This is a genomic window from Ensifer oleiphilus (assembly GCF_013371465.1).
GTDB lineage: Bacteria > Pseudomonadota > Alphaproteobacteria > Rhizobiales > Rhizobiaceae > Ensifer > Ensifer oleiphilus.
In genome coordinates this window covers 77,931-98,674 of record NZ_JABWDU010000005.1, presented here as the reverse complement: position 1 = coordinate 98,674, position 20,744 = coordinate 77,931, and the positions used below count along the sequence as shown (strand labels likewise).

The following is a 20,744-nucleotide window of genomic DNA, read 5'->3' as shown; positions in this document are numbered from 1 at the left end:
CTTCGCGGTACATCACGGCGAAGATTGGCGAAATCCGGGACCACATACAGAAGATGCAGCCTGAAGAACAGCTTTCCTGCGGCATTGTGATCGTTGCAGCAGGGCGCGGCGAACGCGCCGGACAGTCGGCAGAAGGTCCGAAGCAGTACCGCACCATCGGCGACAGGCCGGTTATCGCCCATACGCTTGATACTTTCGCGACATGGCCCGGGGCCGGCCAGATCGTGGTCGTGATCCACCCCGATGACGAGGATCTGCTGGCGGCCGCACGCCGGCGATCACCCGCCCGCGAGTTGATCGTCGTGCACGGCGGCGCGACGCGGCAGCAATCGGTTCTTGCCGGCCTTGAAGCCGTAGCAGCAACCGGCTCACGTCACGTGATGATCCACGATGCCGTGCGTCCCTTTGCCGATCATGCCCTGCTGTCTCGCTGCGCCAACGCTTTGGCAGAGGGGGCGCGTGCCGTGCTGCCGGCGATAGCCGTGTCGGACACACTGAAACGCGTCGATGCCGCCGGGACAGTGACCGAAACCGTTTCGCGCAACCATCTGCATGCGGCGCAGACGCCGCAAACCTTCGACCTCAAGATCATCCTCGACGCCCATAGGGCCGCAGCCAGCAGCGGACGGACGGATTTTACCGACGACGCCTCGATCGCCGAATGGGCAGGCATCCCGGTCAAGCTCGTCGAAGGCACGGTCGACAACGTCAAGCTCACACTGAAAAGGGACATCGCCATGGCCGACGAAAAACTCAAGCGCTATCTCATTCCGGATGTGCGCACCGGCAATGGCTATGACGTGCACCAGCTGGTGGAAGGCGATGGCGTGACGCTTTGTGGCGTCCTGATCCCTCACACCAAGAAGCTCTCAGGCCATTCGGATGCCGATGTCGCCCTGCACGCGCTCACCGATGCCCTGCTTGCCACCTGCGGCGCCGGCGATATCGGCGACCATTTTCCACCATCCGACCCACAGTGGAAGGGTGCCGCCTCGAGTATCTTCCTCGAACATGCGGCCAACATCGTGCGCCAGCGCGGCGGCACGATCACCAATGCCGACATCTCGCTGATCGCCGAGGCGCCGAAGGTGGGCCCGCATCGCCAGGCGATGCGCGAGAACCTTGCCGCCATGCTCGGCATCGATCTCGACCGTTGCTCGGTCAAGGCGACGACGAATGAGCGGCTCGGCTTTGTCGGTCGCGACGAGGGTATCGCCGCAATCGCGACCGCAACCGTGGTTTACACCTCAGGGGCGCGCGATGTGGCCGAATGACATTCAAACGATGGCCGGCAAGATCATTGCCGATTTCACCGCCCGCGGCCTCAAGGTGGCAACGGCCGAATCCTGCACCGGCGGGCTGATTGCCGGTGCGCTGACGGAAATTGCCGGATCGTCGGCGGTCGTCGATCGCGGTTTCGTCACCTATTCCAACGACGCCAAGATCCAGATGCTCGGCGTCGATCCGGCAACGCTTGCCGCGCACGGTGCTGTTTCAAGGCAAACGGCCATAGAAATGGCGCGCGGCGCGGTCGCGCGCTCCGAGGCTGACTTTGCCGTCGCCGTCACCGGCATCGCCGGGCCGGGTGGCGGATCGGTGGAAAAGCCGGTCGGCCTCGTCCATCTTTCGGCAACGGGCCGCAACGGCACGGCACTCCACCGCGAGATGCGCTACGGCGATATCGGGCGCGACGCCGTCCGACTGGCAACCATCCGAACGGCTCTGGAGATGCTGAGCGAAGTCGCTCAGACGGCGTAGATCTTGTCGGCGCGCTTTTCGAACGCGTCGGAGAACATGCGGAAGGCGCGGTCGAACATAGAGCCCATCAACGCTCCGAGGATGCGGCTCTTGAACTCGTAGTCGATGTAGAAATGCACGGCCGATTGCCCCTCGCCCACAGGCTCGAAACGCCAGCGATTGTCGAGATACTTGAACGGCCCGTCGATGTATTTGACCTCGATCACGCGCTCGGCCTTGTTGAGCAGCACCTGCGTCGTAAAGGTCTCGCGGATCGCCTTGTAGCCGACGGTCATGTCGGCCAGCAGCAGGATTTTTCCATCCCTCTCCTTGCGCGAGCGCACGGTCAGCGCCTCGCAGAGCGGAAGGAACTGCGGATACTGTTCGACATCGGCGACGAGATCGAACATCTGGTCGGCCGTGTGCTTGACGACATGGTTCGTTTCAAAGTGCGGCATAGAGGGGAGTTAAGGGGGTAGACCGAGAAGATCAAGAAGCCTCTGCATCTGGCCGCGCGATTTCAACTGCAGAACCGGCACGTCAGGGCCATGCTCTGCCAGGCCTGCGACAATCCGCGGCGAGAATTTCCGCTCGAAGGTCCAGATGAATTGGATGAATTCCCAGTCAACCTTCTCGATGCAGCCTGGCGCCATCTCTGGGCGGGTGCGCCCAAAATACTTCAGCCAGCGGGTGAGGACGCCACAGATGCACAGAAGCCTCGGCATCCGCACCCAGATCACGACATCGCTCCTCGGCACGCGGAGATCGAAGGTGGACGGACCGGTGCCATCCATGACCCAGCGTTCGGCGGCAATCCTCTCGACGATGCGCTGACGTTGCTCGGCCCGATCACGCTGCTCCCAACCGGGTAGCCACAGGATATCGCGGTCGATCGAGATGTAGGTCAAGTTGAAGTGCCGAGCGAGCTTTTGCGAAAGCGTTGACTTGCCGCCTCCGGAACATCCGACAACGAGGATACGCCGAGCGTTACGGATATGGTCGGCAGCCGCGGCGTCATCGACGTAGAGCACCTTCCCGGTCGCCACTGGCTGATCCATCGACACATTCCGTCCAACAATCCCGAGCCACGGTCGGTTGTATCGCAGCCCCCATCGAAATCTCAAGATCGATCGGATGCACAATACCCGGCGCGAGGCGACGCCGAAGGGCGCAAGCGACGGGTCGACAAACGAAAAACTCCGGCGCTAAGGCCGGAGCTCCTGTTGTCCCTAAAGGTCTCGGCCTTACCCGGCCGCGGCCGCCAGCTTCTTTTCGCGAGCTGCACGCAGGCGAGCGAAATCGTCGCCGGCGTGGTGCGAGGAGCGGGTCAGCGGGCTCGAGGCGACCATGAGGAAGCCCTTGGTATAGGCAACCGTCTCGTAAGACTTGAATTCCTCCGGGGTCACGAACTTCTCGACCTTGTGATGCTTGCGGGTCGGCTGCAGGTATTGGCCGATGGTCATGAAATCGACGTCGGCGGTGCGCAGGTCGTCCATCAACTGCAGCACTTCGTTACGCTCTTCGCCAAGGCCGACCATGATGCCGGACTTGGTGAACATCGTCGGATCCAGTTCCTTGACGCGCTGAAGCAGGCGAATGGAGTGGAAGTAACGGGCGCCCGGACGGACAGTGAGATAGTTGCCCGGCACCGTTTCCATATTGTGGTTGAACACATCCGGCTTGGCAGCGACAACGCGCTCCAATGCGCCTGGCTTCTTCAAGAAGTCGGGCGTGAGGATTTCGATCGTGGTCAACGGCGAAGCGGCACGGATCGCCCAGATCACCTTCTCGAAATGTTCGGCGCCACCGTCGGCCAAATCGTCGCGATCGACCGAGGTGATGACGACGTGGCTGAGGCCCATCTGCTTGACGGCCTTGGCGACATTCTCGGGTTCCGCCATGTCGAGCGCATTCGGCTTGCCGGTCGAGACATTGCAGAAGGCGCAGGCGCGGGTACAGATCTCGCCCATGATCATGAAGGTGGCGTGCTTCTTGTCCCAGCACTCGCCGATATTCGGGCAACCCGCTTCTTCACAGACCGTAACGAGCTTGTGCGAGCGCACCAGTTCGCGCGTTTCCTGGTAGCCCTTGGAGGTCGGCGCCTTGACGCGGATCCACTCCGGCTTGCGCAGCATCTCGGTATCGGGCTTGTGGGCCTTTTCCGGATGGCGGACGCGTTGCGCCCGTTCAGAGACGGCATCGAACACCGTTACCATACTGTCTTCCTCGTCGCGGCGGCTGCGGCTTCGTGCCGGCAGACCCATTTTCGATCTATATAGATGGCTCGACGGGAAATGTCAGGCCACCTTTTGCTCGACAGCCCGACCGCTAGCGCTGGAAGCGTCGCAGACTATCGTTTGACAGCGCGGCCAACGGCGATCAACAGGCAGGCGCCGATGAAACCGATGACCAGATAGGCGAGCCAGCCGGCAAAGGCCATGCCGAAGGCTGCCAGAATGACGTTCAGCACCACTGCACCGATCATGCCGAGCGCTATGTTCATGAACAGCCCCACATCGCTCTTCATGAACTTTTCCGCGAGCCATCCAGCGAAACCGCCGATGATGATCGCGGCCAGGATGCCGACGCCGTTCAGGGCCATGGTGATCTCCGTGCATTGAGGACAAGGTGCGTCATCAATGCGGGACCGGGCCAAAAGTTCCGGCGGCGGCAAATCTCGTCAGGCGTTCAGCGCACGCCCATAGGCGTCCAGCACGCTTTCCTTCATCGTCTCCGAGATCGTCGGATGCGGGAAGATCGTGTGCATCAGGTCTTCTTCCGTCGTTTCCAGGTTCATGGCGACAACGAAGCCCTGGATCAGTTCGGTCACCTCGGCTCCGACCATGTGCGCGCCCAGAAGCTCGCCGGTCTTCTTGTCGAAGATCGTCTTGACCATGCCCTGGTCTTCGCCGAGCGCAATCGCCTTGCCGTTGGCAACGAAGGGGAAGCGGCCGACGCGGATGTCGCGGCCTTCGGCCTTCGCCTTGGCCTCGGTGAGACCCACAGAGGCCACCTGCGGATGGCAATAGGTGCAGCCCGGGATCTTCAACTTGTCCATCGGATGGACGTTCGGCAGGCCGGCGATCTTCTCGACGCAGATTACGGCCTCATGCTCGGCCTTGTGCGCAAGCATCGGCGGGCCGGCAACGTCACCGATCGCGTAGACGCCGGCAACATTGGTCTTGCCGTAGCCATCGATGACGATGCAGCCTCGGTCGGTCTTGATCCCCAGCGTTTCGAGACCGAGGTTCTCGATGTTGCCCTGGACGCCAACGGCCGAGATCATCCGGTCTGCGGTGATCTTTTCGACCTTGCCGTCCTTCATCTCGACATGGGCGGTGACCGAATTCGCACCCTTCTCGACCTTCGTCACCTTGGCTTCGAGGTGGATCTTCATGCCCTGCTTTTCGAACTGCTTCTTGGCAATGTTCGAGATCTCGGCGTCTTCGACCGGCATCACGTTCGGCATGACCTCGACGACGGTGACGTCCACGCCCATGGTGCGATAGAACGAGGCGAATTCGATGCCGATGGCGCCAGAGCCCATGACCAGCAGCGACTTCGGCATTTCCTCGGGCTTCATCGCCTCGAAGTAGGTCCAGATCAGCTTGCCGTCCGGCTCGATGCCGGGAAGCGCCCGCGGACGGGCGCCGGTAGCGATGATGATGTGCTTGGCGGTGTAGGTGCCTTCGCCCTTGGTGTTCTTAGGCAGTGGCGCCTGCGGCTGCACCGCCGGCTTCGTCGACTTGCCGACGACGATTTCGCCGGGCTTGGTCAGCTTGGCCTCGCCCCAGATCACGTCGACCTTGTTCTTCTTCATCAGAAAGCCGACGCCGCCGTTCATGCGCTCGGCAATGCCGCGCGAGCGGGCGACGATCGCCTTCAGGTCCGGCGTTACCGTACCTTCGATCTTGATGCCGTAGCTTCCCGGATGCTGGGCGTAGTGCAGCACTTCGGCCGAACGCAGCAGCGCCTTGGTGGGAATGCAGCCCCAGTTGGAGCAGATGCCGGCCAGGTGCTCGCGCTCGACGACCGCGGTCTTGAGACCCAACTGTGCCGCGCGAATGGCGGCGATGTAGCCCCCCGGACCCGAACCGATGACAATGACGTCGTAATTCTCAGCCATGTGTTTCCTGCCTTTGTCTCAAGCGACCTTGCGGGTGAACAGCACCCAGTCGTGTTTTCTGCTGCCGTCGAAGAGCGGCACGGCCTCAGCCCGATCCGTCTCCGTAAAGCCGTTTTTCCTATAGAGCGCCTGCGCCGCTTCATTGTGGCTTTCGGTGATCAGGCTCACCGGCGCCGAGCCGGCGCGTGCAATTTCATGTGCAATCAATCTGCGTCCGATGCCGCGGCCGCGCCGGTGACGGTAGACGCCCAAACTGTCGATGAACCAGTGGCCGACCACCCGCCGCTGCAGTGCCAGCAGCGGTTCGATGACGGCATGTTTCGCTTCGATTTCCACCGCCGATGCGTCGATGCCGTAGCCGATCGACACGCCCACGATTTCATCCTCGACATCGGCAACGACGGCATCCCGCCAGTTTCCGGGGCCGACATCCTCGCGCAGCTTGTTACGCCCGCGTTCGAACGCCGTATCGGCGGCGCCGCTGAGAACCGCACCAGACCAGAGCCAGGAGGCAAAACCATGCGAGGCGATGTCGACGAGAACCGCGAGTTCCGCCGCCTCTGTTGGTTCCGCCGGTCTGATGGTCACATCGCCCGTCATCTCAGACCCCGAGCATCATCCGAACGACCGGCTCGAGGCCACGACCGATCGCGCGGGTGTTTTCACAATCCAGATGCACGCCGTCGAGCGGTGTCGTCCTTGCAACCGATCCCGCGTCGAAGAACCCGCAATCGAGTTCGTCGGCCAGATCGCGGTAGAGCGGCGCCAGCATCGCCGACTGCTCTATGCCACCGGCAAACATCGCACCAAAGGCCGCGTTGGCCGTTTCACAAAGCTGCGGCGGCGCGACGATCAGGATGTCCGGACCGCCCTCACCCTCGACCGGCCAGTCGTGCCGGCGCACCAGATTGACGAGGCGCTCGATACCCTTCACGGCGCCGAACGCGGTCCCGTGAATGATCGGCTTCATGTCGTTCGCGCCGAGCAGAAGGATGATCAGATCCAGCGGCGCGTGGCTGTGGAGAATGGTCGGCAGCACCTTGGCGCCGTTGCGATCGCAATCGGCGAGGTGATCGTCATAGGCAGTCGTGCGGCCGTTCAGGCCTTCGGCAATGATCTGGACGTCAGAGCCCAATGCCGTCTGCAAGACGCTCGGCCAGCGATCGGCAAGCGCATGGCGGCCGCCGTCCGTGGCGTCGTAGCCCCAGGTCAGACTGTCACCGTAGCAGAGAACTGTTTTCATCGTCCGGGTCCGCCTTCGGCTGCGCGAAAAGGAACGGACCGACCCGAAGGCCGGTCCTTATCCAACTCAGACCAGCATGCCCATCGGGTTTTCGATGTAGCGCTTGAAGGCTCCGAGCAACTCGGCGCCGAGCGCGCCATCGACGCAGCGATGGTCGGTCGAAAGCGTGACCGTCATCACAGTGGCGATAACCATCTGCTTGTTCTTGACGACGACGCGTTCCTCGCCGGCGCCGACCGCAAGGATCGTTGCATGCGGCGGGTTGACGACGGCCGCGAAGTCCTTGACGCCCATCATGCCCATGTTGGAGACCGCCGTGGTGCCGCCCTGATATTCCTCGGGCTTCAGCTTGCGGTCCTTGGCGCGCTTGCCGAGGTCCTTCATCTCGTTGGAGATGACAGACAGGCTCTTCAGCTCCGCCTGGCGGATGATCGGCGTGATCAGGCCGCCCGGGATGGACACGGCAACGCCAACGTCTGCATGCTTGTGCTTCACCATGTTGCTGTCGGTCCAGGACACGTTGGCGTCCGGAACGTCGCGCAGAGCCAGTGCCAGCGCCTTGATCACCATGTCGTTGACCGAGAGCTTGTAGACCGGCTTGCCGTCCTTTTCAGGAGACGCAGCATTGAGCTGGGCACGGAGCGCCAGAAGCGCGTCGAGTTCGCAATCGACCGAGACGTAGAAGTGCGGGATCGTCTGCTTGGATTCGACGAGACGCTTGGCGATCGTCTTGCGCATGCCGTCATGCGGCACGAGTTCGTAGGAGCCGGGCTCGAACAGCTTGAGAACGGCGTCTTCCGACATGCCCTTTGCAAGCGGCGCGGCAGCGGAAGCTGCAGCACCTGCTGCTGGCGCAGCTACCGGCTTGGCACCGCCACCTGCAACGGCGGTCTCGACGTCCTTCTTGATCACGCGGCCATGCGGACCGGTGCCGGCGATGGCCGAGAGATCGATGCCGGCATCCTTGGCGAGACGGCGGGCGAGCGGCGACGAGAAGACGCGGGCGCCGGTGTCGGCCTTTGCCGCCTGCGGCGCTGCCGCCACGGCTTGAGCTGCGGCAGGTGCCGGAGCGCTGGCGGCCGCAGGTGCTGCGGCCGGCTCTGCCTTCTTTTCGGCTGGCGCCGGTGCTGCGGCTGCACCGTTACCGCCCTTGGCGGCCGCGGCGACATCTTCTCCATCGGCGGCCAGAACGGCGATCAGCGCGTTGACCTTGACGCCTTCGGTGCCGGCGGGAACGACGAGCTTGGCAACGATGCCCTCATCGACAGCCTCGACTTCCATCGTCGCCTTGTCGGTCTCGATCTCGGCGATCACGTCGCCGGACTTGACCTTATCGCCTTCCTTGACCAGCCACTTGGCCAGATTGCCTTCTTCCATCGTCGGGGAGAGGGCAGGCATTGTGATGTTGATAGGCATCGAAGGGCCCTCCCCTTATTTGTAGCAAACGGCTTTCACCGCATCGACGACTTCTGCGACGTTCGGAAGCGCGAGCTTCTCGAGGTTCGCGGCGTAAGGCATCGGCACATCCTTGCCGGCGATCGTCAGGATCGGCGCGTCAAGGTAGTCGAATGCCTGCTGCATGACGCGGGTCGCGATCTCGGTACCGACGGACGACTGCGGATAGCCTTCCTCGACGGTGACCAGACGGCCGGTCTTCTTGACGGATTCGATCACCGTTGGCAGGTCCATCGGGCGGATGGTGCGAAGGTCGATCAGTTCGACATCGATCCCCTGCGCTTCAAGCTCGGCAACCGCCTTGACCGCGTAGGTCATGCCGATGCCGAAGGAAACGATGGTGGCATCCTTGCCGACCTTGTGGATACGGGCCTTGCCAATCGGCAGAACGAAATCGTCGAGCTTCGGCACTTCGAAGGATTGACCGTAGAGGATCTCGTTTTCGAGGAAGATGACCGGATTCGGATCGCGGATCGCAGCCTTGAGCAGGCCCTTGGCGTCGGCTGCCGTGTAGGGCATGACGACCTTGAGGCCCGGAATATGGCTGTACCAGGCGGCGTAGCACTGCGAGTGCTGCGCTGCAACGCGGGCCGCAGCACCGCTCGGGCCACGGAACACAATCGGTGCGCCCATCTGGCCACCGGACATGTAGAGCGTCTTGGCGGCGGAGTTGATAATCTGGTCGATGGCCTGCATGGCGAAGTTGAAGGTCATGAATTCGACGATAGGGCGCAGGCCCGTCATGGCAGCACCGACGCCGACGCCGGCAAAGCCGTGCTCGGTGATCGGCGTGTCGATGACGCGACGGGCACCGAATTCCTGCAGCAGGCCTTGCGTGATCTTGTAGGCGCCCTGGTATTCGGCGACTTCCTCACCCATGATGAAGACATCGTCGCTGGCGCGCATTTCTTCGGCCATGGCGTCGCGCAGCGCTTCGCGCACGGTCATCGTCACCATTTCGGTGCCGGCCGGGACAGCCGGGTCGGCAGCCACTTCGACCTTCGGCTGAGCGGCAACCGGTGCCGGCGCAGATGCGGCAGCGGCCGGTGCCTCGCTTGCAGCGGCAGCCTTCGGCGCTTCCGCCTTCGGTGCGGCGATATCGCCAGCGCCTTCGCCGTCCTGCAGCAGGACCGCGATCGGCGTATTGACCTTGACGCCTTCGGTGCCGGCGGCGATCAGCAGCTTGCCGATCGTACCTTCGTCGACGGCTTCCACTTCCATGGTGGCCTTGTCAGTCTCGATCTCGGCAATGACGTCACCGGAGGAGACCTTGTCTCCCTCGTTCTTCAGCCATTTCGAGAGTGTGCCTTCTTCCATCGTCGGGGAAAGGGCGGGCATGAGAATTTCTACTGGCATGTTTGAGCCTCCCCGGATCAAAGCAGGATATCGGTGTAGAGCTCGGATACATCCGGCTCCGGATCAGCCTGGGCAAAATCGGCGCTATCGGCGACGATGTCGCGGACGTCCTTGTCGATCTGCTTCAACTCGTCCTCGCTCGCCCAGCCCTTTTCCGCCAGACGCGCCTTCACCTGCTCGATCGGATCGTGCTCCGACCGCATCTTCTGCACTTCGTCCTTCGAGCGATACTTCGCCGGGTCGGACATGGAGTGACCACGGTAGCGGTAGGTCTGCATTTCCAGGATGATCGGGCCCTTGCCCGAACGGCAATACTCGACCGCCTCGTCGCCCGCAGCCTTGACGGCACGAACGTCCATCGCATCAACCTGGAAACCGGGGATGCCGAAGGAAACGCCACGCTTGGAGAAATCGGTCTGCGCCGAGGCGCGCGTGACCGAGGTACCCATGGCGTAGCGGTTGTTCTCGATCACGTAGATCACCGGAAGCTTCCACAGCTGCGCCATGTTGAAGCTTTCGTAGACCTGGCCCTGGTTGGCCGCACCGTCACCGAAATAGGCGACGCTGACATTGTCGTTGCCGCGGTAGCGGTTGGCAAAGGCAAGACCGGTGCCGAGCGACACCTGGGCGCCGACGATGCCGTGGCCGCCGTAAAAATGCTTTTCCTTGGAGAACATGTGCATCGAGCCGCCCTTCCCCTTGGAAAGACCGCTGCGACGACCGGTAAGTTCGGCCATGACGCCGCGGGCGCTCATGCCACAGGCCAGCATGTGGCCATGGTCGCGGTAGGCGGTGATGACCTGATCACCCTCTTTCAATGCCATCTGCATGCCGACGACGACAGCTTCCTGGCCGATGTAGAGGTGACAGAAGCCGCCGATGAAGCCCATGCCGTAGAGCTGGCCAGCCTTTTCCTCGAAACGCCGAATGAGCAGCATTTCGCGGTAGGCTTTCAGTTCGTCTTCTTTGGTGAAGTCGGCGATATTGCCGCCGCTCAAGTCCTTCTTGGCCGGCTTTGCTGCGGTCTTACGGCTGGAGACGGACGCGTTTTTTCGCGGAGCCATTCATTCCTCCCAATGGTTAGCCTTTGAGGGTTACCATAGGGAAAGAAAAGCGCCACAGCAATGCCATATTTGCATGGCTCGCATTCCGCGCAAGCTATTGAAAATAAACGTGAAATATCAATTAACCGAATTTCGGTTAATTCGTCATGCGGTGGAAAATAACGATTTCGTCGCTCCGCGACATATTGAGCGCGAGGCGAGCTTTCTCATCCAGCATGTCACGCTCCAGCGAACCGTCGCTCATCAGCTGAACCTCTTTTTCAAGGGTCGTGCGCTGCTTGGTGAGCTCGTCCAACCGGGCCTGCCGCTCAACGATCTGGCGATCGAATTGTTCAGTCGCCTTCAAGCCGTAGCCGCCGTGAATGGAATGATAGCCGAAATAGGAGAGAAAGGCGACCGCGATCAGCGGCAGCACCAACCGGCCCAGTTTCCGTTTCTTATGATGCCGTGTCCACATCCCGTCACACCCTGATACGCAATACAGATGTGAGAGTAGCCGGCATTGATTAACCGACCGTTGACCATGAATGGCCGGATAAAGCAAAACCCGCCCACGGCAGCCGTGAGCGGGTCGAATTTTCAGCGATTGGGCGAGGCTATCAGCCGCGCAGGATCGAGCGGCCGGCGTACTTGGCCTGCAGGCCGAGCTGCTCTTCGATGCGGATCAGCTGGTTGTACTTGGCGAGCCGGTCGGAACGGGCAAGCGAACCGGTCTTGATCTGGCCGCAGTTGGTGGCAACCGCGAGGTCGGCGATGGTCGCGTCTTCGGTCTCGCCCGAACGGTGCGACATGACGGCGGTGTAGCGAGCCTTGTGTGCGGTCTCGACGGCGTCGAGCGTTTCCGACAGCGAGCCGATCTGGTTGACCTTAACGAGGATCGAGTTGGCAACACCCATCTTGATGCCGTCGCGCAGGCGCGCGGAGTTGGTGACGAACAGGTCGTCGCCGACGAGCTGGCACTTGTTGCCGATGAGATCGGTCACGGCCTTCCAGCCGTCCCAATCGTCTTCCGCCATGCCGTCCTCGATCGAGAAGATCGGGTACTTGGCAGCAAGTTCCGCCAGGTATTCGGCCATTGCGCCCGGCTCCAGCGTACGGCCTTCGCCTTCGAGTACGTATTTGCCGTCCTTGAAGAATTCGGTCGCAGCGCAATCGAGCGCGATGAACATGTCTTCTCCCGGCTTGTAGCCAGCCTTCTCGATCGACTTCATGATGAAGTCGAGGGCTGCCGGGGCCGATGCCAGACCCGGCGCGAAGCCGCCTTCGTCACCGACATTGGTGTTGTGGCCATCGGCCGCCAACTGCTTCTTTAGCGTGTGGAACACTTCCGAACCCATGCGGACCGCATCGCGCAGCGTATCGGCGCCGACGGGAACGATCATGAACTCCTGGAAGTCGATCGGGTTGTCGGCATGGGCGCCGCCGTTGATGATGTTCATCATCGGAACCGGAAGCACGTGGGCGTTCGGGCCGCCGACGTAGCGATAGAGCGGCAGGCCGGACGCTTCGGCAGCAGCCTTGGCGACAGCAAGCGACACGCCGAGGATGGCGTTGGCGCCGAGGCGCGACTTGTTGGCCGTGCCGTCAAGCTCGATCATCGTCTTGTCGATCTGGATCTGGTTTTCCGCATCAAGGCCACCGATCGCCTCGAAGATCTCGCCGTTGACGGCGTCGACGGCGCGCTCGACGCCCTTGCCGAGGTAACGCGTGCCACCATCGCGCAGTTCGACCGCTTCATGCGCACCGGTCGAGGCGCCCGACGGCACGGCGGCGCGGCCAAAACTTCCGTCTTCCAGGTAGACGTCGACCTCGACGGTCGGGTTGCCGCGGCTGTCCAGAATTTCGCGGCCGATGATGTCGATGATTGCAGTCATGATCTCTTCCCTGCTTGAGGACGGTGGTGGGGTCGGGCCTGTCATAAGCGAAGGCCCGGGAATTTCAATGGCGCGCAAGATGTAAAAACAACCGCGCCACTGGGGTTCATGAAAATTTCACGAGGCTCAATCAGCCCTTGGCAACAGCATCAAAGGCCAGCAGCTTTTCGAGCAGCCGGGGCATGTCCTTCAGATGCACCATGTTCGGGCCGTCCGAAGGCGCATTGTCCGGATCTTCATGAGTTTCGACGAACAGGCCGGCGATGCCGACGGCAACGGCCGCGCGCGACAGCGTTTCAACGAACTCGCGCTGGCCACCGGTCGAACCACCCTGCCCGCCTGGCTGCTGCACCGAGTGCGTGGCGTCGAAGACGACGGGTGCGCCGAGCGAAGCCATGATCGGCAGCGAGCGCATGTCGGACACCAGCGTGTTGTAACCGAAGGACGCGCCGCGTTCGCACAGAAGAATGTTCGGGTTGCCACTCTCCGTAAACTTGGCAAGCACGTTCTTCATGTCCCAAGGCGCCAGGAACTGGCCCTTCTTGACGTTGATGGTGCGGCCGGTCTTGGCGGCGGCCACCAGCAGGTCGGTCTGGCGCGACAGGAAGGCCGGGATCTGCAGGATGTCGACCGTCGGGGCGACCAGAGCGCACTGTTCCTCGGTGTGAATGTCGGTCAGAACCGGAAAACCGAATTCCTTCTTGAGGTCCGCGAAGATCTCCATCGCCGCGTCGAGGCCAATGCCGCGCTTGCCGGAAAGCGACGTGCGGTTCGCCTTATCGAAGGACGATTTATAGACGAGGCCGATATTCAGCGACTTGCACAGTTCAGCAAGCTTCCCCGCCATCATGAAGGCATGTTCGCGGCTTTCCATCTGGCAGGGGCCGGCGATCAGCGACAGCCGCTCCTTCTGCGAGAAGACGACCTGCTTGGCACCTTCACCGACGACTACTCTGGCATTCGTTTCCATTATCAAGCTCCAAACGCGAAGATCACCCCTTGCCCCGCGATTTCGGGAACAATGAGGCGTCCGCCCATTTCTGAAAATTCGATATCGTTGCGCGCAAACAGCGCACGCGCCACTTCGAGATCGGCGACGCGGAAGACTACGGCACGGCCGCGCAGTCCGCGCTCGGCGTCGCGAACCGAGCGGCCGAAGAAGGCCTCCATGCCAGCAGCACTCAGGACCGAGATCTTGGCGTTGGTCGTCTCGATGTCCATGCCGAAGGAATGCGCTTCGACTTCGCGCTCATCGACCGCTTCTTGCAGGAGGTACTGGAAATCGGTCGGATTCGTTTCGGAAAGCACGACCTCGGAAATGCCGAGCACGCCGTTTTCGTGCCGCTCGAGCGCGCCGCGATCGCTCGGAAGCGCGCGCACGCGCTGACAGCTGAACAGGAAGAAATCCGGCGAACGCAGGTCGGCGGCAAAAGCCAGCCGGAAGGATCCGAGCCCTTCCCGGCCATCAGGTAGCCGCATCGGCCGCGAAAACTCCAACATATCGCCACCCGAGATGCCCTTGGCGCGAAACCGCATGTGGTCGGAGGCTGCGTCCTGCGTGCCGAGCACGATCGCCGACAGCCCCTGCGATCCCTGACGGAAACGGAATGCCTGGTCGCGGGCAACGAAGGTGTTGCCGTCCAAGGCTGCCGCTTCGCATTCCTCGCGCGAAGCAACGGCAAGCGGCTCGATATAGGTGCCGTCGGAGAAGAAGACACAGGCATTTTCGGTGCCGAAGGGATGGCGTGCATCTTCGGCCACGGTGAAGCCGAGATCATTGAGCCGGCGCCGTGCCTGTTCAAGTGCGTCCACCGGCAGCACGAGATGATCGAGCGGGCGGGCGGTGCGCTTGGAGAGGCTCATGGCGGTTTCCCTGATGGTTTGCCGCTGTTTGCAACTTTTGTCCGGCGAATGCAAGCCGGCTGCCGACCATGGCGCCGATTGGCCGCCTGGCCCCAAACATCCGCAGCAAACAGAATCCGTGCGCGCCGGGAAAAGCCCGCCGCGGATTTACGGCTGCCAGCAGGCACCGAACTGCCTCAGCGTCAATAGTAGCCTGGCGCCGCCGTGGCATTGCCCGTACTCGAGGCTCCGAGTCCAGGGGCGAAAGTTTGCGGCTGCGCGTAGGTCGTATTGCTCGATGATGTCGTAGCACAGCCCGACAATCCCAGCAGGGCGATCGCCACAGGCACAAACAACAAAGCTATGGAGCGCATATGCATGGACCCTTTCTAATTTCGCTGGAGAACAGAAAAGAATGAATCCGCGGGTTTGGCGAGTACGTAACAGTAACACGACGTAACTTGGCACCAGGGGCGGGGCCGGGAACCGCAGCGTCGCGGCGGGCGCTGCGGTCGTTCTCATTCGATCAGCGTTTTTTGCGACCCGAACAGCGGGGTCGGCTCAAGCGCGCTGAAGATCAAGATCGCTCTTGACGGCGCAGGTGGCGATAAACGTCGGCACGAACCTGTCGATCAGGAAGCGCGGCACTGGTTGCCGATCCTCGTGGAAACCAGCCAGCACGAAACCGGCCCGGAGTTGGCCATCGATCTGCTCGGCCAGGCTGTGCCCGAACACCAGTGCCTCGCCCCGTTCGATCTTTGACCGCACCAGGTCGGGCGCGAGATGTTCCGCCTCCACAAAGGGAAGCGCGTAGGCTGGTCGAATGAGACCTTGTTCGGCATAACTCCGGTCGCGGTCGCCGACGAAAACCACCGGATTGTAGAAGCTTGCGAGCAGCCGCCCGCCCGTCTTCAGCACCCGATGGCATTCACGCCAGACCGGCTGGATATCCGGTACGTAAAGATTCGATATCGGATGGAATATGATATCGAAGATGCCATCGGCAAAGACCGAGAGGTCGCGCATATCGCCCCGAACAACGGTCAGTGCCAGTCCCTCGCGCTCGGCCACCAGCCTGTCCTGATCGAGCTGCCGCTCTGAAATATCGAAGACGGTGACCTCGGCACCGGCCGCTGCCAGGATGGGCGCCTGCTGGCCCCCGGCGGAAGCCAGGCAGAGGATCTTCTTGCCGCTGATGGCGGGCAGCCATCCCTTCGGCAGATCGCCGGGCGTCAGTTGCGCCTGCCATTGCCCTTGACGGGCGGCGGCGATCAGTTCCGGCGTCACCGGTCTTGACCATTCGCGCTGCTCGCCTGCTTGCCTGTCCCAGGCCTGGCGGTTGTGATCGATGATATCAAGCTTGATCGTTGTGTCTTGCATAGTCGGTCCTTGGAAACATGTCCAAACATGACCGCTCACGGGGAATGGAAATCGCAGGCAAACATGCCTTGGCGTCTGTCCGTTGGTTGCGGATCGAGCAATGCCATCGTCCATCCACTTCGCGAGCGAAGTTGAGGCGAATTCGGTTTTCACCGGGCATTACTGGCGCATTGGACGACGCTCCTCTTCTTGAGCCATGGAAGTTAGCGCCGGAGTTGCAGGCGGTCAACGGTCGATAGAAGTTGCCTTTGGGCCAATCGCTGCGGTGAGACGTCGCATCACTTCCGTTGCGACAGCCAAAAATTTGCTCCGATCGAAGAAATTGCGCCGCCCGCACGTCTTCATCTCAGGAGCGACGTCGTCCGCTTGTGAAGCCGACGCAATCGCGTAAAGTCGGCCGATGCAGCCTGGGGTTACCATGGGCCGCGCATTTGAGGGGCAACATTGATCATTTCATTGCAGGGCATGGAGCGCATGCGGGCGCGAGGCGCGCGATATCCCTCAACAACGGGATGTCTTCCAACCGGGATCTTGTCGGTATGATTCGGGATTTGCTTGCCAAACTCGCTTCGGTCGCAATCATGATGTTTGCCCGTGCGCTGACAGCCGCCCGCGCGCTCTGGCACGAATCCGGCCTGCCGCCGAGGCAGAGCGTCTATTTCGCCAATCACTCCAGCCATGGCGATTTCATCCTGATCTGGGCAGTGCTGCCGCCCTGGCTGCGTCAACGCGCCCGCCCTGTCGCCGGTGCCGAATACTGGCTGAAGTCAAAGCTCACATCCTTCATAGGCCGCGACGTCTTCAATGCCGTTCTGATCGAGCGCGATCCCGCCGCCCGCACCAGCGATCCGGTCGAGCAGATGGCATCCGCACTCGACGAAGGCGCCTCGCTGATCGTCTTTCCCGAGGGCACGCGCAACCAGACCGAGGCCAAGCTGTTGCCGTTCAAGAGCGGACTCTATCACCTCGCGCGCAAGCGGCCGGACGTGGCGCTGGTTCCGGTGTGGATCAACAATCTCAACCGCGTGATGCCGAAAGGCGAGTTCGTTCCGATCCCGTTAATTTGCACGATCAACTTCGGTGAACCGCTCAAGGTGGAACCGGACGAGAGCAAGGAAGACTTCATCGCCAGGGCACAGGCGGCACTGCTTTCGCTCGCGCCCGCACAGACGGACAACGACGCATGAGCACCACGACTTCCGACATGGTCACCCTGCTGCTCGGCGTCGGCGGCATCCTGCTCTTCGCCTCTTCGGTCGGCTATGTGCTGCAGCGCAAGCTCTCGCCTGACGGCTCCAATGGCGCGATCGAAAACCTCAACGCCCGCATCAAGGCGTGGTGGGCAATGGTCTTCCTGATCGCCATTGCGTTCATTGCCGGACGTGTCGGGGTGCTGCTGCTCTTCGCCTTCTGCTCGTTTGCGGCGCTTCGCGAATTCATCACGCTGATTAACACGCGACGCGCCGACCATTGGGCGATCGCCGCCGCCTTCTTCCTAGCTCTGCCGATCAACTACTATCTGCTGTGGGCCGAGGAGTACGGCATCTACGCGATCTTCATTCCCGTTTATGCCTTTCTGCTAATGCCGATCATCGCGGTGTTGCGAGGCGACACGCAGAACTTCCTGCTGCGGATCTCCGAAGTTCAATGGGCCCTGATGATCTGCGTCTTTTGCGCCTCGCATGTGCCGGCGCTGCTGACGCTACAGATTCCCGGCTACGAGGGGCGCAACGTGCTCCTGATCGCCTTCCTGGTCATCGTCGTGCAGTCGAGCGACGTGCTGCAGTATGTCTGGGGCAAGCTCTTCGGGCGGACCAAAATTGCCCCGAAACTCTCGCCGTCGAAGACAGTGGAGGGTTTCGTCGGCGGTGTTGCGAGCGCCACGCTGCTGGGTACCTCGCTCTGGTGGATCACGCCATTTACACCGCTTCAGGCCGGCGTTATGTCTCTCATCATCACACTGATGGGCTTCTTCGGCGGACTGGTGATGTCGGCGATCAAGCGGGACCGCGGGGTAAAGGACTGGGGTCATCTGATCGAAGGGCATGGCGGCCTGATCGACCGTCTGGATTCGGTCGTCTTTTCGGCACCGATCTTCTTCCATCTGACGCGATACTGGTGGTCGCTGACATGAGCAGCCACCTGCGCGCCGTTGCTCGCAGCAGCGTCGTCCATGTGCTTTTCGCCTTTTTCGCCATGGGCGGATGGGCACTTTTTGCCAACCACCACCACCCTATGCCGCGGCCGCTCGTCGCCGGCCTGGTGCAGGGTGCGCTTTCAGCCGCGCTGACGCTTTGCCTGAAATCGTCGATCGATGCGCTGTCTAATCGGTTCCGCGGTGCCGCACGGCTTTGGATGCCGCCGCTTCTCGCCAGCCTTGCCTCGACGACCATTCTCGTCGCCATCCATGCGGCGACCGGTACACCGGAAATTCTGAAGACCATTGCCGTACCGCTTCTGGTCTCGACCAGCTATGCGGTCGCCTACAACTATTCGATCAGCCGCGGGGGAAATTGAACCATGACAGACACCGGTGACCGAAGGCCGCTCGCGAGCCGCAATACCCGCTGGGCGCAGACGATCGCCCGGCGGCTGGCAGCGATGGCGATCACGCCCAACCAGATATCGCAGGCGAGCATGGCCGCCGCGGCGATGGCAGGACTTGCCTTCTGGCTGACAAGCGAGACCCAGGACGGGCTTCGGTCCCTGCTTTTCATCGCGGCGGCGCTGTTCTGCCAATTGCGCCTGCTCTGCAATCTGTTTGACGGCATGGTTGCCGTCGAAGGTGGCAAGGGTGCTCCGGACGGCCCGTTCTGGAATGAATTTCCCGATCGCGTCGCCGACCTCTTCATTCTCGTCGGCGCTGGCTACGGCATAGGCCTGCCCGCGCTCGGCTTTGCCGCCGGCGCCTGCGCCGTCCTCACCGCCTATGTGCGCGAACTCGGACGCGCCAATGGTGCGCCGAGCGACTTTTCCGGCCCGATGGCAAAACAGCACCGCATGGCGGCGATCACGCTCGCGGCCGTGGTTTCCGCTTTTGAAGGGCTATGGCTCGGCGATAGTGAAGTGATGCTCGCCGCCCTTGTCGTCATCGCAATCGGTGCGGCCTTTACAGCAATGCGTCGCGCCCGGCGCCAGACCTTATGGCTGAGGGCTAACGCCGCGGCCAAATAGTGGCCTCAAGCGGACTGCTATCTCCAAAACCTGCCCTTTAAACACGTCGCGGGCGCCGCGCCCGGCGAGAGCCTTGACGTCGCCAACGTTAGTTACTAGATAGATTACTCTATTTATTAATTGACGCAACTTAATCACCAATGGACGGCTGACGCGGCGCACTGCCGACAAGGATCGTTGGAGCGGCCGTATGACCGCTCTACCGAGCCACCCGTTCTCCGAGAGATGTTTTGAATCAGGGGGATCCGGCAGGTGTTTAAAAACGCCTGCCGTTACGGAGATAACCATGACCACCCAAGACCGCATAGACGGGGTCGATGCACTGCGAGGCTTCGCGTTGCTCGGCATCCTGCTCGTGAATACGATGGCCTTCGCGTCGGCGTTCTACGGCCTGGAGTTACCGGATCCATCGTTCGATACCGGTCTCGATCGCGCCGTGCACGTGATCGTCGCGCTGTTCTTCGAAATGAAGTTCTACCTGCTCTTCTCCTTCCTCTTCGGCTACAGTTTTACCCTCCAGATGCGCTCTGCCGAAAAGGCCGGCGACGCCTTCGTGCCGCGGCTCCTGCGGCGCCAAGTGGGGCTCTGGCTGATCGGGTTGGCGCATGCGGTGCTTTTGTTTCACGGCGACATCCTGACGACCTACGCCGTTCTCGGCGTCGTGCTGATGATGTTGCGGACGCGAAGTGATGCCGCACTCCGGCGTCTTGCTTGCTTTCTCGTGATCGGTACGGCTCTCGCGTGGTTCGCGCTTGGCGTCGTCGCGACCATGGAACCGCCCCCTGTCGATCGGGACACGATCATCGCTACGGCTGCGGCGACGGAAGCGGCCTTCAGGGGCAATTGGCAATCGATCATCGGCCAGCACCTGACCGAGCTTTCGTCGGTCTGGGTCATCCTTGGCTTGCTGCAGGCGCAATCGGCGCTCGCAATGTTCCTCATCGGCCTGATTGCCGGGCGCCGGCAGATCCTGTCTCGCCCGCAGGAGAACCGCGCCCTGCTGCGGCGGCTCGTTTGGCTCGGCCTCTTCGTCGGCCTGCCCGGCGCCGTCGTCTATGCCTATACCGGCGTCGCGATGAGCGAAACGCCGCTGGCGATCATCGGGCTCGCTATCGGGCTCTTGACCGCGCCGTTGCTGACGGGAGCCTATGTCGGCGCCATGGTGCTGTTCCTTGATAGTACCGGCGGCCGATGGCTGCGCGATCGGCTGGCGCCGGCCGGTCGCACCGCGCTTTCCAACTACCTGCTGCAATCGCTCATGTGCGCGCTGATCTTCCATGGCTATGGTCTCGGCCTGGTGGGTCGCGTGTCGGCGCTCGAAACCGTGTCGATTGCCCTCATCGTCTACGCGGCCCAGCTCGTTCTCAGCGGCTGGTGGATGCAGCGCTTCGCCTATGGTCCGCTGGAGTGGCTGTTGCGCTTGGCCACCATCTGGCGCATCCCGCAATGGCGCAAGCTCGCAAGCGCGGATCAGCGATAGCGCTTCAGACCGA

22 protein-coding genes are annotated in these 20,744 nt (G+C 62.0%); 7 read left to right on the top strand and 15 right to left on the bottom strand.

Annotated features, from left to right (window positions below; translation table 11 throughout):
• Window positions 1-53: 53 nt before the first annotated feature.
• Both HT585_RS20080 and HT585_RS20075 read left to right on the top strand, forming a co-directional pair.
• Window positions 54-1,274, top strand: coding sequence for a bifunctional 2-C-methyl-D-erythritol 4-phosphate cytidylyltransferase/2-C-methyl-D-erythritol 2,4-cyclodiphosphate synthase (locus HT585_RS20080; RefSeq protein WP_176354628.1), 1,221 nt, complete (start codon window positions 54-56; stop codon window positions 1,272-1,274).
• A complete protein-coding gene (locus HT585_RS20075; RefSeq protein ID WP_176354627.1) occupies window positions 1,261-1,758 on the top strand; it encodes a CinA family protein in 498 nt (165 codons plus the stop codon). The genes HT585_RS20080 and HT585_RS20075 overlap by 14 nt, the downstream gene beginning before the upstream one ends.
• Here the strand turns inward: HT585_RS20075 and HT585_RS20070 are convergent.
• From HT585_RS20070 to HT585_RS20000, 15 genes are all read right to left on the bottom strand, one after another.
• Window positions 1,746-2,195 carry a type II toxin-antitoxin system RatA family toxin gene (locus tag HT585_RS20070; RefSeq protein WP_176354626.1) on the bottom strand — a complete coding sequence of 150 codons (450 nt, stop codon included), beginning with the start codon at window positions 2,193-2,195 and terminating at the stop codon, window positions 1,746-1,748. The two genes, HT585_RS20075 and HT585_RS20070, sit on opposite strands and share 13 nt — an antisense overlap.
• A 9-nt stretch (window positions 2,196-2,204) precedes the next feature.
• The gene (locus HT585_RS20065; protein ID WP_176354625.1) at window positions 2,205-2,795 is read right to left on the bottom strand and encodes a P-loop NTPase family protein; all 591 of its coding nucleotides are present in this window, start codon (window positions 2,793-2,795) and stop codon (window positions 2,205-2,207) included.
• A 186-nt stretch (window positions 2,796-2,981) separates the two neighbouring features.
• A complete protein-coding gene (lipA, locus tag HT585_RS20060) occupies window positions 2,982-3,953 on the bottom strand; it encodes a lipoyl synthase (protein WP_176354624.1) in 972 nt (323 codons plus the stop codon).
• 134 nt (window positions 3,954-4,087) lie between these two features.
• Complete coding sequence (locus tag HT585_RS20055) at window positions 4,088-4,339, bottom strand: GlsB/YeaQ/YmgE family stress response membrane protein (protein ID WP_176354623.1); 252 nt, start codon at window positions 4,337-4,339, stop codon at window positions 4,088-4,090.
• Between the two features lie 78 nt (window positions 4,340-4,417).
• Window positions 4,418-5,863: a dihydrolipoyl dehydrogenase gene (gene lpdA, locus HT585_RS20050; protein WP_176354622.1), complete on the bottom strand. Its 1,446-nt coding sequence runs from the start codon at window positions 5,861-5,863 to the stop codon at window positions 4,418-4,420.
• Between the two features lie 18 nt (window positions 5,864-5,881).
• Entirely contained in the window at window positions 5,882-6,463 is a 582-nt protein-coding gene (locus HT585_RS20045; RefSeq protein ID WP_176354621.1) for a GNAT family N-acetyltransferase, read from the bottom strand.
• Window position 6,464: 1 nt separating this feature from the next.
• Window positions 6,465-7,106, bottom strand: a complete 642-nt coding sequence (locus HT585_RS20040) for an SGNH/GDSL hydrolase family protein (protein WP_176354620.1) — start codon at window positions 7,104-7,106, stop codon at window positions 6,465-6,467.
• Between the two features lie 66 nt (window positions 7,107-7,172).
• Window positions 7,173-8,504 (bottom strand): pyruvate dehydrogenase complex dihydrolipoamide acetyltransferase, encoded by a 1,332-nt coding sequence (locus HT585_RS20035; RefSeq protein ID WP_425513771.1) that lies wholly within the window; start codon window positions 8,502-8,504, stop codon window positions 7,173-7,175.
• 33 nt (window positions 8,505-8,537) lie between these two features.
• Entirely contained in the window at window positions 8,538-9,917 is a 1,380-nt protein-coding gene (locus HT585_RS20030; RefSeq protein ID WP_176354618.1) for a pyruvate dehydrogenase complex E1 component subunit beta, read from the bottom strand.
• Window positions 9,918-9,934: 17 nt separating this feature from the next.
• Complete coding sequence (gene pdhA, locus HT585_RS20025) at window positions 9,935-10,981, bottom strand: pyruvate dehydrogenase (acetyl-transferring) E1 component subunit alpha (protein ID WP_077498343.1); 1,047 nt, start codon at window positions 10,979-10,981, stop codon at window positions 9,935-9,937.
• Between the two features lie 136 nt (window positions 10,982-11,117).
• Window positions 11,118-11,438: an FtsB family cell division protein gene (locus HT585_RS20020; RefSeq protein WP_173419805.1), complete on the bottom strand. Its 321-nt coding sequence runs from the start codon at window positions 11,436-11,438 to the stop codon at window positions 11,118-11,120.
• Window positions 11,439-11,580: 142 nt separating this feature from the next.
• Window positions 11,581-12,855 carry a phosphopyruvate hydratase gene (eno, locus tag HT585_RS20015; protein WP_176354617.1) on the bottom strand — a complete coding sequence of 425 codons (1,275 nt, stop codon included), beginning with the start codon at window positions 12,853-12,855 and terminating at the stop codon, window positions 11,581-11,583.
• Between the two features lie 130 nt (window positions 12,856-12,985).
• On the bottom strand, window positions 12,986-13,828 hold the full coding sequence (gene kdsA / locus HT585_RS20010; protein WP_176354838.1) for a 3-deoxy-8-phosphooctulonate synthase: 843 nt from the start codon (window positions 13,826-13,828) through the stop codon (window positions 12,986-12,988).
• On the bottom strand, window positions 13,828-14,718 hold the full coding sequence (locus tag HT585_RS20005; protein WP_176354616.1) for a VOC family protein: 891 nt from the start codon (window positions 14,716-14,718) through the stop codon (window positions 13,828-13,830). The genes kdsA and HT585_RS20005 overlap by 1 nt, the downstream gene beginning before the upstream one ends.
• Before the next feature lie 540 nt (window positions 14,719-15,258).
• Window positions 15,259-16,077: a class I SAM-dependent methyltransferase gene (locus HT585_RS20000; protein WP_176354615.1), complete on the bottom strand. Its 819-nt coding sequence runs from the start codon at window positions 16,075-16,077 to the stop codon at window positions 15,259-15,261.
• 539 nt (window positions 16,078-16,616) lie between these two features.
• On the opposite strand from HT585_RS20000, the gene HT585_RS19995 reads away from it, so the two are divergent.
• The 5 genes from HT585_RS19995 to HT585_RS19975 all read left to right on the top strand — a co-directional run bounded on the left by HT585_RS19995 (window position 16,617) and on the right by HT585_RS19975 (window position 20,731).
• Window positions 16,617-17,264 (top strand): lysophospholipid acyltransferase family protein, encoded by a 648-nt coding sequence (locus tag HT585_RS19995; RefSeq protein ID WP_210270496.1) that lies wholly within the window; start codon window positions 16,617-16,619, stop codon window positions 17,262-17,264.
• Window positions 17,261-18,211 (top strand): phosphatidate cytidylyltransferase, encoded by a 951-nt coding sequence (locus HT585_RS19990; RefSeq protein WP_176354614.1) that lies wholly within the window; start codon window positions 17,261-17,263, stop codon window positions 18,209-18,211. Before HT585_RS19995 ends, HT585_RS19990 begins: the two co-directional genes overlap by 4 nt.
• Entirely contained in the window at window positions 18,208-18,594 is a 387-nt protein-coding gene (locus HT585_RS19985) for a hypothetical protein (protein ID WP_176354613.1), read from the top strand. Before HT585_RS19990 ends, HT585_RS19985 begins: the two co-directional genes overlap by 4 nt.
• Window positions 18,595-18,597: 3 nt before the next feature.
• Window positions 18,598-19,251 carry a CDP-alcohol phosphatidyltransferase family protein gene (locus HT585_RS19980; protein WP_176354612.1) on the top strand — a complete coding sequence of 218 codons (654 nt, stop codon included), beginning with the start codon at window positions 18,598-18,600 and terminating at the stop codon, window positions 19,249-19,251.
• Between the two features lie 286 nt (window positions 19,252-19,537).
• Complete coding sequence (locus HT585_RS19975; protein WP_176354611.1) at window positions 19,538-20,731, top strand: DUF418 domain-containing protein; 1,194 nt, start codon at window positions 19,538-19,540, stop codon at window positions 20,729-20,731.
• Window positions 20,732-20,744 lie beyond the last annotated feature (13 nt).

Excerpts from the sequence above, each read along its gene's own strand:
- HT585_RS20040 (WP_176354620.1), bottom strand. The coding sequence starts at position 7,106 with ATGAAAACAGTTCTCTGCTACGGTGACAGTCTGACCTGGGGCTACGAC.
- HT585_RS20080 (WP_176354628.1), top strand. The coding sequence starts at position 54 with ATGCAGCCTGAAGAACAGCTTTCCTGCGGCATTGTGATCGTTGCAGCA.
- HT585_RS20035 (WP_425513771.1), bottom strand. The coding sequence starts at position 8,504 with ATGCCTGCCCTCTCCCCGACGATGGAAGAAGGCAATCTGGCCAAGTGG.
- lipA (WP_176354624.1), bottom strand. The coding sequence starts at position 3,953 with ATGGTAACGGTGTTCGATGCCGTCTCTGAACGGGCGCAACGCGTCCGC.
- HT585_RS20065 (WP_176354625.1), bottom strand. The coding sequence starts at position 2,795 with ATGGATCAGCCAGTGGCGACCGGGAAGGTGCTCTACGTCGATGACGCC.
- HT585_RS19980 (WP_176354612.1), top strand. The coding sequence starts at position 18,598 with ATGACAGACACCGGTGACCGAAGGCCGCTCGCGAGCCGCAATACCCGC.
- HT585_RS20070 (WP_176354626.1), bottom strand. The coding sequence starts at position 2,195 with ATGCCGCACTTTGAAACGAACCATGTCGTCAAGCACACGGCCGACCAG.
- HT585_RS20005 (WP_176354616.1), bottom strand. The coding sequence starts at position 14,718 with ATGAGCCTCTCCAAGCGCACCGCCCGCCCGCTCGATCATCTCGTGCTG.
- pdhA (WP_077498343.1), bottom strand. The coding sequence starts at position 10,981 with ATGGCTCCGCGAAAAAACGCGTCCGTCTCCAGCCGTAAGACCGCAGCA.
- HT585_RS19985 (WP_176354613.1), top strand. The coding sequence starts at position 18,208 with ATGAGCAGCCACCTGCGCGCCGTTGCTCGCAGCAGCGTCGTCCATGTG.
- HT585_RS20055 (WP_176354623.1), bottom strand. The coding sequence starts at position 4,339 with ATGGCCCTGAACGGCGTCGGCATCCTGGCCGCGATCATCATCGGCGGT.
- HT585_RS19990 (WP_176354614.1), top strand. The coding sequence starts at position 17,261 with ATGAGCACCACGACTTCCGACATGGTCACCCTGCTGCTCGGCGTCGGC.
- HT585_RS20030 (WP_176354618.1), bottom strand. The coding sequence starts at position 9,917 with ATGCCAGTAGAAATTCTCATGCCCGCCCTTTCCCCGACGATGGAAGAA.
- eno (WP_176354617.1), bottom strand. The coding sequence starts at position 12,855 with ATGACTGCAATCATCGACATCATCGGCCGCGAAATTCTGGACAGCCGC.
- HT585_RS20045 (WP_176354621.1), bottom strand. The coding sequence starts at position 6,463 with ATGACGGGCGATGTGACCATCAGACCGGCGGAACCAACAGAGGCGGCG.
- HT585_RS20020 (WP_173419805.1), bottom strand. The coding sequence starts at position 11,438 with ATGTGGACACGGCATCATAAGAAACGGAAACTGGGCCGGTTGGTGCTG.
- HT585_RS19975 (WP_176354611.1), top strand. The coding sequence starts at position 19,538 with ATGACCACCCAAGACCGCATAGACGGGGTCGATGCACTGCGAGGCTTC.
- HT585_RS20000 (WP_176354615.1), bottom strand. The coding sequence starts at position 16,077 with ATGCAAGACACAACGATCAAGCTTGATATCATCGATCACAACCGCCAG.
- HT585_RS19995 (WP_210270496.1), top strand. The coding sequence starts at position 16,617 with ATGATTCGGGATTTGCTTGCCAAACTCGCTTCGGTCGCAATCATGATG.
- HT585_RS20075 (WP_176354627.1), top strand. The coding sequence starts at position 1,261 with ATGTGGCCGAATGACATTCAAACGATGGCCGGCAAGATCATTGCCGAT.
- lpdA (WP_176354622.1), bottom strand. The coding sequence starts at position 5,863 with ATGGCTGAGAATTACGACGTCATTGTCATCGGTTCGGGTCCGGGGGGC.